Origin of the sequence: Bowmanella pacifica (assembly GCF_014645355.1) — a bacterium.
GTDB classification, from domain to species: domain Bacteria; phylum Pseudomonadota; class Gammaproteobacteria; order Enterobacterales; family Alteromonadaceae; genus Bowmanella; species Bowmanella pacifica.
Map to the genome: position 1 here is coordinate 169,208 of NZ_BMLS01000005.1, position 12,602 is coordinate 181,809.

The window sequence follows — 12,602 nt, forward strand, 5'->3', positions numbered from 1 at the left end:
CTAGTTGCTTATGCGAAGTTTTGCGCAGCAAAGTCCCAGTTGATCAAGGCCCAGAAACCTTCCATATACTTAGGACGCAGGTTGCGGTAGTCAATGTAATAAGCATGCTCCCACAAATCGACAGTCATTAGCGGGGTAACGCCAGCTTCAGTCAGTGGAGTTCCGGCATTGCTGGTGTTGACGATGTCCAGACTACCGTCAGCCAGCTTGACCAGCCAGGTCCAGCTTGAACCAAAGTTGTTCACGGCCTTATCGTTAAAGGCTTCTTTAAAGGCTGCAAAAGAGCCCCATTTAGCATTGATGGCATCGGCCAGTGCACCGCTTGGCTCGCCGCCGCCGTTAGGGCTCAGGCTGTGCCAGTAAAAGGTGTGGTTCCAAATTTGTGCTGCGTTGTTGAATACGCCACCTTGAGAAGTGCGAACAATATCTTCCAGTGATTTGTTAGCGAATTCTGTACCTTCAATCAGGCCGTTCAGTTTAACCACATAGGTGTTGTGGTGCTTACCGTAATGGTATTCCAACGTCTCTGCAGAGATGTGCGGTTCCAGGGCATTTTTTTCATACGGCAGGGGCGGAAGTTCGAAAGCCATGTAAATTCTCCATGTTGGTCAAAAAGGCGACACTAGCGAAATAGGCCAGGTATCGTTGTTTATAAAGTTATTGGTTTATTAATCCAGTCTAAAGCCAATAGGGGCAAATAGCCAGATAACTCGCCTTTTGAATATGAGGCTTATCGCCGGAAAAACAAGATGTGAAAACAAAGCCGTGGGTCAGACCTTGAAAAGACGTATAATGGCCTCAAATCGGTATGAATCTAATTAAGAGGCAGTTATCGTGGAAACATTGGAAAAAATCAAACAGCAAATCGCTGAAAACCCTATTCTGATTTATATGAAGGGCTCACCCAAACTGCCCAGTTGCGGTTTTTCGGCGCAAGCCTCCCAAGCGCTTATGTCGTGCGGCGAACCTTTTGCCTATGTGGATATTCTGCAAAACCCTGATATCCGTGCTGAATTGCCTGCGTATGCCAATTGGCCAACTTTCCCGCAACTGTGGGTAGAAGGTGAGTTGGTTGGTGGTTGCGACATCATATTGGAAATGTTCCAGCAAGGTGAATTGCAACCGCTGGTTAAAGATGCGGCGGCTAAAGCCAAAGCCAATAAAGACGCAGAGCCAAACGCTGAGTAAGTTGCAGGTGAGAAAAAAGGGGCCTAGGCTAGGCCCCTTTTTTATTAATCATCATGCATTTGTGACTGGTTGTAGTTTTCGATACCTAAGGTGGCGATTAATTGCAACTGGGTTTCAAGCCAGTCTAGATGCTCTTCCTGTCCATCCAAAACCTTGCCCAACAAGTCGCGCGTCACATAATCCTGAATGGATTCGGCATACTCAATGGCTTTGCGCAGATCTGGCAGGGCTTTGTGCTCAAAAGTTAAATCACAGTTGAGCATTTCTTCAGTGTCTTCACCAATATGCAATTTGCCCAGATCCTGAAGATTAGGGATGCCGTCCAGAAACAAAATACGTTCGATAAGATCATCGGCACGTTTCATCTCGCGGATAGACTCGTGGTATTCCTTATCGGCCAGGCCCTGTAACCCCCAGTTTTTGAACATACGGGAATGCAGGAAGTATTGATTGATGGCCACCAATTGATGGCCCAGCACTTTATTCAAATGCTTGATAAGAGATTTATCGCCTTTCATAGCCGGACTCCATGACGAGCTGTTCTGCAGATGCGCAAATACAGCGAGCTAAGATTTGTTCATTATAGAGAACAAAAACTTAAGCGTCACCGGACAATTGAGATTGGAGGTTAGCAGACTTCCTTGAACAGGGATTCGTCAACGATGGTATTGTCTATTACCTGCTGAGCTAGTTGTACACATTTGCCGCATTGACTGCCTACGCCAAATTGCTTACGCAAGTCACGCATATTCCCGACGCCTTCTTCACGAACCGCGCGGGCAATTTGTTTATCGGTAATACCGTGGCAGAGACAAACGAACACAATACAACTCCTATGACATTACAAATGATAATAATTGTTATTATGTATTTTGCCAAGTGCAAATTTGTACCTGAGCAAAAAATACTTTTAGGTTGGAAAGTCTGAAGTGAATGGGCACTTATTCGGCAATTAAGCGGATAAGTGTGTTTTTGCCCTTGGTTTGCAGCACCGATGCCCTTATCTTGTGTTCTAGTCTTTTATTAGCTTGTGCCCCAAGTGGGCGATAAGCAAACATCAACCAAGAAATGGAGAAGATGATGAGTGTACTAGTTGGTCGTCCAGCCCCTGATTTTACTGCTGCTGCCGTACTGGGCAACGGCGAGATTGTTGACAGCTACAACCTGAAAGATGCGATCAAAGGCAAAAAAGCGGTACTGTTTTTCTACCCTCTGGATTTTACCTTTGTATGCCCGTCTGAGCTGATCGCTTTCGACAAGCGTTACGAAGAGTTCAAACAACGCGGCGTAGAAGTTATTGGTGTGTCTATCGATTCTCAGTTCAGCCACAATGCATGGCGTAATACCCCAGTCAATCAAGGTGGTATTGGTCCTGTGAAGTACACCCTGGTGGCTGATGTGAAACACGAAATTTGCCAGGCTTATGATGTTGAGCATCCTGAAGCTGGCGTAGCTTTCCGTGGTTCGTTCCTGATTGACGAGGAAGGTAACGTACGTCACCAGGTCGTTAACGATCTGCCTTTGGGCCGTAACGTAGATGAAATGCTGCGTATGGTTGATGCGCTGAACTTCCACCAGGAGCACGGTGAAGTATGTCCTGCTGGTTGGCAGCAAGGTAAAGAAGGTATGCAAGCAAGCCCTGAAGGCGTGGCTAAGTACCTGGCCGAGAACAGCGACAAGCTGTAATCAGACAAAGGTTGTCAGTAAAAAGCCGCGATATCGCGGCTTTTTTTATACATTATCAGGGCTGTATCGCAATAACATCAGTTTTTAACAGGGCCAGTATATTCTCTGCTGTATTCCCCTGCAGTTTGCCTTTTAATCCTTTGCGACCCACAGTACCTATAGTGACTAGCCCGGCGTTAATGTCGGCGGCAACACTAGGGATCACTTTATCTGGGTTGCCCGCTTTAACATGGACATGTTCCGGATTAAGCGGGAAATCTCCCGCCATCTGCTGAATTACTGGCATATATTGAGTTTTGGCATCGCTGGCCATTTGCTTGGCACTTAAGCCCATCAGATTCTTGAGTACCGGTGATATGGGTAAGCAATAGACGCAATGCAATTCACCACCAAAATGCTTCACCCATTCAATGCTGGTCGCGAGTAAACGCTGATTCAAAGCCAATTTGCTTTGTAGCTTGCTGCCTAAATCCAATGCCACCAGCACATTGTGTTGTTTCTTCCATTTCTTTTCGGCAACCAGCATAACAGGCACTTGGCTGGTTCGGAGTAGATGCCAATCCGTGGGGGTATAAAATATGCTTTCGCTGCGTCGACCGGTTTTTATAATCAGGTCATGCTTATGAGTGCGACTGAATTCTACAGTCCAACTGGCAATATTTTTTTCCCACACCACTTGGCTTGTCACATTTTCGCTGTTAAGTGCTAGCTCCTTTAGCTGACGGTTCAGCCACTGCTGGCGTTGTTCAAGCAAGCTTTGCTGAATGGCTTTTTGTTGACCAGCTGTGAGGTTATCAGGTAAATGCTTTAGCTGTTCATGAACAAAGCTAAGTACAGTCACCTTTGCACCTTGTGCATCGGCAAGCGGTTTAGCTTTCGCCAACGCTTTGGGCTTGTTGCCTGGCAGATCTGCGATCACCAAAATCTGTTTCATCAGCACATTCCTTTTGTTATCAACCGGGTAAACTTAGCATGACTGCTAAACAATGCCTGGATTTATATCAGAAGCAATCTCGCTGGCCTAGCTCTCTTCTAAAGGCGGTGGCCAACCACCCAATTGCTGCCATTTATTGACAATAATACAAAACAACTCGGCGGTCCTTTCTGCGTCATACAAAGCGGAGTGGGCTAGTGCCTGGTCAAAGGCCAAGCCGGCGGCCCGGCACGCTTTGATCAGTACAGTTTGGCCGAAGGCCAGGGCTGATAAGCTGGTGGTGTCGAAAGACACAAAGGGGTGAAATGGTGTGCGTTTAATGGCGCTGCGATGAATGGCGGCATTGACAAAACCCTGATCAAAAGCGGCATTATGGGCCACGATCACCGAGCGCTGACAGTCAGCTTCTTTCTGTGCCTTACGAATTTGTTTGCATACCTCTTTCATCACGTCTGTTTCCGGCAGTGCGCCACGTAGCGCGCAGTGAGGGTCTATACCGTTAAATTCCAGTGCGGCGGGCTCCAGGTTGGCGCCCTCAAAAGGGTCAACATGGAAGTGGATAGTCTTGTCTCGCACCAGCAGGCCATTCTCATCCAGCTTTAAGGTGACGGCAGCAATTTCCAGCAAGGCATCGGTGAGGGGGTTAAAGCCAGCGGTTTCCACATCAATAACGACAGGGAAGTAGCCCCGGAATCTTTGCTTGAGTTGTTGCGTTTCTGCTGTCATCTTTTACTCTATCTACTCGTTGGCGACCCTTATTGGGCCGCGATTATGACAAGTCTGGCCGAGGCTATCCAGTGAATGCGCAATATGCAGGTCAAGAAGCTGACACAACTGCCGATATCTGATTAAGGAATTGGACAGAGACGCTATGAATAAATTCTTTTGTGTTCTACTCGGTTTTCTTGCTGTGCCAGCGTCAGCTGGGTTGCGTCATTATGCCGCGACCATCGAAAGTTCGTCCTGGCAACTCAGTAGCCAGAGCCGCTTGCAGTGTACCCTGAAACACCATGTGCCTGGTTATGGCGATGCCATGTTTACTAGTCTGGCCAGCAAGCAACTGAATATGGAGTTTGAGCTGGATATGCTGCAATTGCCCAAAACTTATGGGATGGCGGCGGTTTATTCGGTTCCACCCAATTGGATGCCCGGCGCCATGCAGCGCCAGATAGCCCAAATGCCTATTCGTAAGCAATATAATGGTGATTTGCCAGAGCAGGCTGCCTGGACCATTTTATCGGAGCTGGAGAAGGGTTTTTGGCCGACTATTTACTACAGAGACTGGTATAACGAACAGGATCGCGTGGCGGTAGGGCTAAACGCCAGTAACTTCCTCGACCAATATCGACAGTTTTCACAATGTGTTGCTAATTTGCTGCCATTTAATTTTGAAGACATTGCTTATACTGTGTTGTCTTATCAGAAAAGCTCAGATGAATTCACCCGTGGTTCGCGCAAAAAGCTCAGCATGATTAGCGATTACCTGAAGGAAGACACCAATATAGAATTAGTGTTGCTGGATGCCTATACCGACAGCTACGGTGGCAGTTGGAGCAACACGCAATTATCCATACGTCGTGCTGAGCGAGTTAAGCAGTTCTTTGAGGAGCAGGGCGTGGATGCGGAACGCATTAAGGTGACTGGCCACGGTGAGCGGCGACATATTGCAGAAAACAGTAATGCGTTGTCGCGAGCCAAGAACCGGCGGGTGGTTATCCGTATGGAAAAGGGCCTGTAGGCTCAGAAAATAAGGGCGTATGTAGCGCCCTTATTTTTGTTTGCTTTGTAGGTATTGGCTGACCTTGTCGGGAAAGTCAGTGAACACACCATCTACTTTCAGCCAATCAAAGGTCAGGGTTAACGCCTGCTGCCAGTTCAGGTTTGGTGGCAACTGATCAGCCCTTAGGGTATATGGATGAATCTTCAAACCCTGTGCCTTGGCATTCATTAATAACTGTGTCGGCGCCTGGGTTTCGAAATCAACCAATTGTGGCAACCAGGGACCAATGCCATCGGCGACTTGCGCAATTTCTTTTAAGCCTTGAGCGGAGCGAAGGTAAGCATAGTCATTGTCCGACTCCTGCCAGCTATTTTCCGCCAGTAACTGCACCAGGCCGGTTTTTAATCCCAATTCATTGCGTAGCCTGCGGGTTTCATTAAAGTCGAAGCACTGTACAAACATATTGGCGTCAGCCTGATTGAGCTTGTACTTTTCCAGCATTGCCATAAAAATCTGGCTGATATCCTGCCCGGCGGCCCGGTGAAAAGCTGGGGATTTAAGCTCTGGGTACAAACCTATGTTTGTGCCGCGACTGCGGTTCAGCTCGCTAATGAGATTTATTTGTTGCTCAAAGGTGGCAATCTTAAACAGATCGCTATTACTGCCATTGTGCTGATAACGATTGGCAAAAACCTGTTGGTTTTGCGCGTCGCGCCTTTCATGCACTGTTAGCTGCTTCAGCTCAGCGAGGGTAAAGTCAATCGCATAAAAACGCCCATCGGCGCGTTTTCGTGCCGGGAATACCTCAGCCACATTGGTTACAGTATCAAGGTGGATATCGTGCAATACCACTAATACGCCGTCCTTGGACAATACCAAGTCCTGCTCGATAAAATCTGGTGACATGCCATGGGCCAGGATAACGGCCGGCAAAGTATGTTCTGGCAAATAACCGGATGCACCGCGATGGGCAATCACCACGGGCCTGGCGATGGCCGCCAGGCTTAAGGTGGACAGCAGGACAGTAGCAATCAACGTCCTTATCATAGCGTGGGTTTATTCCTGGATGAGTTCGACGGCGTAACCGTCTGGGTCGCGAACAAAGGCGATCACAGTTGAACCACCTTTCACCGGCCCTGGTTTGCGATAGACATCAGCGCCCTGACGTTCTAATGTTTCGCACACGGCATAGATATCCTCAGCACCAATCGCAATATGACCATAGGCCGTACCCATATCGTAGCTGTCTTTATCCCAGTTATAGGTCAACTCCAACACGGTATGAGTGTCTTCCTCACCGTAGCCGAGGAAGGCCAGGGTGTATTGATATTCCTGGTTTTCACTGGTACGCAGCAGTTTCATGCCAAGTAGCTCAGTGTAAAATTTGATGGAGCGTTCCAGATTGCCAACGCGCAACATGGTATGCAGTAGTCTCATTTGTCTGATCCTTTTTTGGATTTACGGGAAGTATAAAGGGCTTATATGTCAGTTTTGTCTCTGAACTCGCAGAGATCTTCAATCAAACAGGCGCCGCAGCGGGGTTTTCTGGCCACGCAAACATAGCGGCCATGTAAGATAAGCCAGTGATGTACATCCACCTTAAATTCCGCTGGTACGACTTTAAGTAGCTTATTTTCCACCTCAACCACGTTTTTGCCAGGGGCAAGGCCCGTGCGGTTGCTGACTCTGAAAATATGCGTATCCACAGCGATGGTAGGCCAGCCAAAGGCGGTGTTCAGCACTACATTAGCGGTTTTTCTTCCTACCCCAGGTAGGGCTTCCAGGGCTTCGCGGCTTTCTGGAACTTCACCGTCAAACTGCTCCACCAAGATACGACAGGTTTTGATCACATTCTCGGCCTTAGCGTTAAACAGGCCGATGGTTTTGATGTAATCCTTAAGGCCGTCTACCCCTAGCGCCAGAATGGCAGCAGCGGTATTGGCCACCGGGAAAAGTTTGTCGGTGGCTTTATTGACCCCCACATCTGTTGCTTGCGCTGAGAGGATCACGGCAATCAGCAGCTCAAATGGGGAGCTGTAGTTGAGCTCTGTAGTAGGGTGAGGGTTTTCCGCCCTCAACCTGGTCAGAATTTCTTTTCGTTTAGTCTGATTCATTCTGGTCTTGCTTTGTGTACAGGCAGGCGATGACGCATTGTTCAGGATGACTCTGCGGTCACCCGGGCTCGCTGAACGACTTTGGCCGGCTGCTTATGTAATTGTTCGATACGTTTATCCAGGGCATTTTTCAGGGCAATCAGCAGCCCCATACCGATAAAGGCCCCTGGCGGAAGTATAGCGAGTAAAAATTTATGCTCAGTGACAAATAAGGTCAGCTTAAGACTCAGTGCCCAATCACCGAACAAGGTTTCCGCACCACTAAACAGGGTACCGCTGCCTAAAATCTCGCGCAGTGCGCCAAGGGTGACCAATACCAAGGTAAAACCAATGCCCATCATTAGGCCATCAAAGGCGGCATAGCCAACCGGATTTTTTGAGGCGTAGGCTTCCGCTCGCCCAATAATGGCGCAGTTGGTCACGATTAAGGGAATAAAGATGCCAAGTGCCAAATACAGGTTGTAGGTATAGGCATTCATCAAGAGCTGAATAATGGTAACAAAGGCGGCAATAACCATCACAAAAATGGGTATACGTACTTCATTAGGCACTAGGTTTCGTACTAGTGATACCGTGGTGTTGGAGCCTATTAACACCGCCGTGGTGGCAAGCCCCAAGCCCAGGCCATTGATAAAGCTACCGGTAACAGCTAACAGGGGGCATAAGCCCAGCAGCTGGACCAGGGCAGCGTTATTCTTCCAAAGCCCCTGCCAGGACAGGGTTTTGAGCTCACTCATTGTGGTCTCCACTAGTCGGGGCCAAGCATTGATTAGGGGCATCAAACAGTATCTGCTGTTGTTCTGCTGCCAGCAACAAAGCATTTTTAACGGCTTTTACCATAGCGCGAGGGGTAATAGTGGCACCGGTAAACTGGTCAAACTGCCCTCCGTCTTTTTTCACCGCCCAGTATTTTTGTTCGCCGCTGGCTATGCTCTTACCATTAAAACTTAAGATCCAGTCACTGATTCTGATATCTATTTTGTCACCCAGCCCTGGGGTTTCCTGATGCTTCAGCACTCTAACACCAGTAACCTGGCCGGCGAGGTTTACACCAACCAGTAACTCGATATCGCCACTATAGCCGTCTGGTGTCATGGTTTGAAGCACTAGGGCTACAGGTTCGCCCTGTAAGCGCGCGCGATAGACGGTTTTGGGACTGTCATCACCCAATAAACTGACGTTGGTTACTTCAGTGCAATCATGCTCTATATCATTGTCGTGTAGTGCTGGGGGGACAATGCTGCCAAGGATCTTTTGCAGTTGTCGCTGCTCCTGGCTTTTAATGCGTGGCGCGGTTAACTCATAGGTCAGGGCAATCAGACCTGTGGTTATTAAAGCAAAGGCGGTTAGCGTCAGACCGCTACGTTTCAGATGGGTTTTCATCTTCTTTTAGCCTTACTTTGATAGCCATAAGTGCGGGGTCTGGTGTAGTAGTCAATCAGCGGCACGGTCATATTCATTAATACCACGGCAAAGGCGATGGCGTCCGGATAGCCGCCCCAGGTGCGGATAACGATGACTAACACCCCGATACCTGCCCCAAAAATCAGTCGCCCTTTATCTGTAGTGCTGGCCGATACCGGATCCGTGGCAATAAAGAAGGCGCCCAGCATAGTGCCGCCACTTAGCAGATGAAACCAGGGAGAGGCAAAGAGGTCAGGGCTGGTGAGATGAATAATCCCGCCAACCAACAAAATCGCCCCCAACATACTGACTGGAATCTGCCATTTGATGGCGCGCAGTTTCAATAAAACCAAGCCGCCAGCTAAATAGGCCAGATTAATCCATAGCCAGCCGATACCGAAGCCATCTGCAAATTGCACCTTACTGGTGGCTTCCTGCAGGGTTAACCCCAAACTAATATCGGTTTTTACGCTATCCAAAGGCGTTGCCATGGTAAAGCCGTCCGCCCCCATTCTAAGTTGCGCAAGGCTGTACCCATCGGCGGTAAAACCGGTGAAAATCACGCGCAGTGCATCGAATAAATCATAGCCTTGCTCAGCAAGGGCTGCTGGTGGCATCCAGGATGTCATGGCGACGGGGAAAGAGACCAGCAAGGTGACATAGGCCACCATGGCAGGATTAAACAGATTAAACCCTAATCCGCCGTAAAGCTGTTTGGCAATGCCTATCGCAAAAAAAGCACCGATGGCGGTTATCCACCACGGGGTAAGCGGCGGAATACAAATTGCCAGCAACAGTGCGGTTAGCAGCGCGCTACCGTCTGCCAAGGCACGTTCAAAGTCCTTTTTACGCAGCTCCAATATTGCCGCTTCTGTGCCCAGCGCAAAAACCGCGGCGATAACAAATTGGATTAGGCTTCCCCAGCCGAAAAACCAGCTCTGCAAGGCAAAGCCGGGCAGGGCACAGTAGCAAACCAATCGCATCAGTTGCGCAGTACTACGTTGCTGATGTTGATGTGGAGAACTGGCTAATCTAAGACTCATTCTTCATTGTTCTCCTGCTGATTAGCGGCATTGTTCTGCGCAGTTTGTTGAGCTTTACGAGCTTTGGCCTTGGCAATAGCGGCGGCCACCCGCTGTTTTTTATCCTCGTTTATGGTCACATCTGGCGCTGAGGCTGGCTCGTCATCCGATTGTTTAACCACTTTGTCTTTTTCCGCTTTTTGGGCCTTCGCCTGTGCGATCGCAGCCGCTATACGTTGTGCTTTAGGATCGTCACTCGCCGCTTTGCTGCTACCCGCAGATGTCTTGCTGGCTGCGCGCGAAACCTTGCGTGCCCTTGTCGGCTTGTCGGCATTTTTTGCGTGGTCCGCATCGTCCTCGCCGGCTGTCTGGGCAGCTTTTCGGGCCTTAGCTTTAGTCACAGCAGCGGCCACCTTAGCCTGCTTATCAGTGTCGGCCGGTGCACTGTCGGGGGCATCTGTATTCTCTGCTGCCTGCGCGGCTTTTCTGGCCTTGGCTCTGGCCACAGCGGCGGCCACCTTAGCCTGCTTATTGATGTCAGCCGGTGCACTGTCTGGGGAGTCTGTATTCTCTGCTGCCTGCGCGGCTTTTCTGGCCTTGGCTCTGGCTACAGCAGCGGCCACCTTAGCCTGCTTATCGGTGTCGGCCGGTGCACTGTCGGGGGCATCTGTATTCTCTGCTGCCTGCGCGGCTCTTCTGGCCTTGGCTCTGGCCACAGCGGCGGCCACCTTAGCCTGCTTATCGGTGTCGGCCGGCACACTGTCTGGGGAGTCTGTATTCTCTGCTGCCTGCGCGGCCTTTTTGGCTTTCGCCCTTGCAATAGCTGCAGCAACTTTGTCCTGTTTATCCTGCTCGGGCGTCTGCGCTTCTGGTGTTGCCTGGCTCTCTTCTATTGCCTGAGCTTCTTTTCGGGCTTTAGCGCGGGCGATAGCTGCGGCGACTTTATCATTGCTGCCGGTTTCAGAAGTGGGAGATGTGGCTTGTTGGCGCAGCTTAGCTCTGTCAAGGGCCGCAGTTGCGCTATCGGTGGCATTGTCACCTCTGCTTGCCATGGCTTGACGACGCGCTTCGGCAGCCTGTTGATGCTTAAGTTCTCGCTCGGCTTTTTCCTGTTCCAGGCGGTCTTTGCGCGCTTCAAACCTGTCGCGGGCCTTATCTGCTTTTTGCTTCTCTTCTTCTTGCTGACGAACTTGTGCTTTGGCAACCCGATAATAATGCACTAGCGGGATCTGGCTTGGACAGACATAGGCACAGGCCCCGCATTCTATGCAGTCGAACAGATGGTAGTCCTGGGCTTTATCCAGCTCTTTGGCTTTACTATGCCAGTAAAGCTGTTGAGGTAATAAACTGACCGGACAGGCATCGGCACAGGCACTACAACGAATACAAGCCTGCTCTTCCTCGGGCAAGGTCATCTCTTGATCGGTTGGGGCCAGAATACAGTTTGTACTCTTCACCACAGGTACCTGATCTGAGACTAAGCTGAATCCCATCATCGGGCCGCCCATAATCAGGCGCTTGGTATGTTGTCGCTGTGTTTGATAACCAGCTTGCTCAAGGAGGTGATTAACCGGGGTACCTAATAATGCCCAGACATTGCCGGGACGTTCCATGGCATCGCCGGTCAGGGTAACCACCCGCTGTATCAGCGGCTTGCCGGTAAAGATGGCATCGGCCACCGCAAAGCAAGTGCCAACGTTTTGCATGATCACGCCTACATCGATAGGCAATCTGCCATGGGGCACTTCGCGACCGGTTAATACCTGAATAAGCTGCTTTTCTCCGCCTGCCGGATACTTGGTTGGAATGCTGCAAACAATGTAATCAGGATTTTCCTGGCAGGCTACCTGCATTGCCTGGATCGCCTGGGGTTTATTGTCTTCTATGGCTATCAGTACATGTCCGGGATTGAGCAGATGACACAGCACATCAATGCCCTGGCGTATCTGCCAAGCGTGTTCGCGCATTAGCCTGTCGTCGGCTGTTATGTAAGGTTCGCATTCGACGCCGTTGATAATCAGAAAATCGACATCTTTTTTGGGACTGACTTTGATATGGGTTGGAAAACCAGCACCACCCATACCTGCGATACCTGCATCACAAATGGCTTCAATAATTTTAATTTTGGGCAGTTGTTGATAATCGGGCAGGGGTGTCAGCTCACACCATTGGTCCTGGCCGTCAGGGACTATCTCTACAGTCAGCTCTGGCATACCGGATGGGTGGGCAGAAACATGCGGAGCAATAGCACTGATTTTGCCCGATGTGGGGGCATGAATAGGCAGTGCAAAGGGATTCGTGCTGCGTGTCAGTGCCTGACCTTTAAGCACACCGTCTCCCACATTGACCTGCAACTGGCCTTCTGTACCTATATGCTGCTTAATCGTCAGATAAAGGCGTTCCGGTAAGGGACATTTGCCGATGAGTTCCTGATTGGACATCTCTTTACGGCCCGGCGGATGAACACCGCCCGGAAAATCGTGAAAGCGACCTTGGCGAATTTTATCTATCAGTGATTGCAATGTGCTTCGCCT

15 protein-coding genes are annotated in these 12,602 nt (G+C 49.8%); 3 read left to right on the forward strand and 12 right to left on the reverse strand.

The annotated features are described in order from the left end of the window. Nucleotides 1-8: 8 nt before the first annotated feature. Nucleotides 9-590 (reverse strand): Fe-Mn family superoxide dismutase, encoded by a 582-nt coding sequence (locus IEX02_RS15190; RefSeq protein WP_188697026.1) that lies wholly within the window; start codon nt 588-590, stop codon nt 9-11. A gap of 244 nt (nt 591-834) precedes the next feature. Between IEX02_RS15190 and IEX02_RS15195 the strand changes: the two genes are divergently transcribed. Next, entirely contained in the window at nt 835-1,188 is a 354-nt protein-coding gene (locus tag IEX02_RS15195) for a Grx4 family monothiol glutaredoxin (RefSeq protein WP_308422505.1), read from the forward strand. A gap of 44 nt (nt 1,189-1,232) precedes the next feature. Here IEX02_RS15195 and bfr read toward each other — a convergent pair whose 3' ends face one another. Continuing rightward, nucleotides 1,233-1,706: a bacterioferritin gene (bfr, locus tag IEX02_RS15200; protein ID WP_188697029.1), complete on the reverse strand. Its 474-nt coding sequence runs from the start codon at nt 1,704-1,706 to the stop codon at nt 1,233-1,235. Nucleotides 1,707-1,816: 110 nt separating this feature from the next. Next, entirely contained in the window at nt 1,817-2,011 is a 195-nt protein-coding gene (locus IEX02_RS15205) for a bacterioferritin-associated ferredoxin (protein ID WP_188697032.1), read from the reverse strand. Between the two features lie 257 nt (nt 2,012-2,268). On the opposite strand from IEX02_RS15205, the gene IEX02_RS15210 reads away from it, so the two are divergent. Beyond that, on the forward strand, nt 2,269-2,874 hold the full coding sequence (locus IEX02_RS15210) for a peroxiredoxin (protein WP_188697035.1): 606 nt from the start codon (nt 2,269-2,271) through the stop codon (nt 2,872-2,874). Nucleotides 2,875-2,929: 55 nt separating this feature from the next. Here the strand turns inward: IEX02_RS15210 and IEX02_RS15215 are convergent, their stop codons facing one another. Then, on the reverse strand, nt 2,930-3,808 hold the full coding sequence (locus IEX02_RS15215) for a universal stress protein (protein ID WP_229702240.1): 879 nt from the start codon (nt 3,806-3,808) through the stop codon (nt 2,930-2,932). Nucleotides 3,809-3,895: 87 nt separating this feature from the next. Then, a complete protein-coding gene (gene rnt / locus IEX02_RS15220; RefSeq protein ID WP_188697041.1) occupies nt 3,896-4,534 on the reverse strand; it encodes a ribonuclease T in 639 nt (212 codons plus the stop codon). A 145-nt stretch (nt 4,535-4,679) separates the two neighbouring features. On the opposite strand from rnt, the gene IEX02_RS15225 reads away from it, so the two are divergent. Beyond that, nucleotides 4,680-5,546, forward strand: coding sequence for a flagellar protein MotY (locus IEX02_RS15225; protein ID WP_188697044.1), 867 nt, complete (start codon nt 4,680-4,682; stop codon nt 5,544-5,546). A 30-nt stretch (nt 5,547-5,576) separates the two neighbouring features. Here IEX02_RS15225 and glpQ read toward each other — a convergent pair whose 3' ends face one another. Genes glpQ through rsxC form a run of 7 tightly spaced genes read right to left on the reverse strand, consistent with a single transcriptional unit; the run spans nt 5,577 to nt 12,590 of the window. Further along, nucleotides 5,577-6,575 carry a glycerophosphodiester phosphodiesterase gene (gene glpQ / locus IEX02_RS15230; protein ID WP_188697046.1) on the reverse strand — a complete coding sequence of 333 codons (999 nt, stop codon included), beginning with the start codon at nt 6,573-6,575 and terminating at the stop codon, nt 5,577-5,579. Nucleotides 6,576-6,584: 9 nt separating this feature from the next. Beyond that, a complete protein-coding gene (gloA, locus tag IEX02_RS15235) occupies nt 6,585-6,965 on the reverse strand; it encodes a lactoylglutathione lyase (protein ID WP_188697049.1) in 381 nt (126 codons plus the stop codon). Nucleotides 6,966-7,006: 41 nt separating this feature from the next. Next, nucleotides 7,007-7,642: an endonuclease III gene (gene nth / locus IEX02_RS15240; RefSeq protein WP_188697051.1), complete on the reverse strand. Its 636-nt coding sequence runs from the start codon at nt 7,640-7,642 to the stop codon at nt 7,007-7,009. Nucleotides 7,643-7,683: 41 nt separating this feature from the next. Then, a complete protein-coding gene (locus IEX02_RS15245; RefSeq protein WP_188697054.1) occupies nt 7,684-8,379 on the reverse strand; it encodes an electron transport complex subunit E in 696 nt (231 codons plus the stop codon). Then, nucleotides 8,372-9,025, reverse strand: coding sequence for an electron transport complex subunit RsxG (gene rsxG, locus IEX02_RS15250; RefSeq protein WP_188697057.1), 654 nt, complete (start codon nt 9,023-9,025; stop codon nt 8,372-8,374). Before rsxG ends, IEX02_RS15245 begins: the two co-directional genes overlap by 8 nt. Further along, nucleotides 9,022-10,089: an electron transport complex subunit RsxD gene (gene rsxD / locus IEX02_RS15255; RefSeq protein WP_188697060.1), complete on the reverse strand. Its 1,068-nt coding sequence runs from the start codon at nt 10,087-10,089 to the stop codon at nt 9,022-9,024. Before rsxD ends, rsxG begins: the two co-directional genes overlap by 4 nt. Next, nucleotides 10,086-12,590: an electron transport complex subunit RsxC gene (rsxC, locus tag IEX02_RS15260; protein WP_188697061.1), complete on the reverse strand. Its 2,505-nt coding sequence runs from the start codon at nt 12,588-12,590 to the stop codon at nt 10,086-10,088. Before rsxC ends, rsxD begins: the two co-directional genes overlap by 4 nt. Between the last annotated feature and the right edge of the window lie 12 nt (nt 12,591-12,602).

Coding starts and splice junctions, on each gene's coding strand:
- rsxD (WP_188697060.1), bottom strand. CDS start 10,089: ATGAGTCTTAGATTAGCCAGTTCTCCACATCAACATCAGCAACGTAGT.
- gloA (WP_188697049.1), bottom strand. CDS start 6,965: ATGAGACTACTGCATACCATGTTGCGCGTTGGCAATCTGGAACGCTCC.
- glpQ (WP_188697046.1), bottom strand. CDS start 6,575: ATGATAAGGACGTTGATTGCTACTGTCCTGCTGTCCACCTTAAGCCTG.
- bfr (WP_188697029.1), bottom strand. CDS start 1,706: ATGAAAGGCGATAAATCTCTTATCAAGCATTTGAATAAAGTGCTGGGC.
- IEX02_RS15210 (WP_188697035.1), top strand. CDS start 2,269: ATGAGTGTACTAGTTGGTCGTCCAGCCCCTGATTTTACTGCTGCTGCC.
- IEX02_RS15215 (WP_229702240.1), bottom strand. CDS start 3,808: ATGAAACAGATTTTGGTGATCGCAGATCTGCCAGGCAACAAGCCCAAA.
- IEX02_RS15225 (WP_188697044.1), top strand. CDS start 4,680: ATGAATAAATTCTTTTGTGTTCTACTCGGTTTTCTTGCTGTGCCAGCG.
- IEX02_RS15245 (WP_188697054.1), bottom strand. CDS start 8,379: ATGAGTGAGCTCAAAACCCTGTCCTGGCAGGGGCTTTGGAAGAATAAC.
- nth (WP_188697051.1), bottom strand. CDS start 7,642: ATGAATCAGACTAAACGAAAAGAAATTCTGACCAGGTTGAGGGCGGAA.
- IEX02_RS15190 (WP_188697026.1), bottom strand. CDS start 590: ATGGCTTTCGAACTTCCGCCCCTGCCGTATGAAAAAAATGCCCTGGAA.
- rnt (WP_188697041.1), bottom strand. CDS start 4,534: ATGACAGCAGAAACGCAACAACTCAAGCAAAGATTCCGGGGCTACTTC.
- rsxG (WP_188697057.1), bottom strand. CDS start 9,025: ATGAAAACCCATCTGAAACGTAGCGGTCTGACGCTAACCGCCTTTGCT.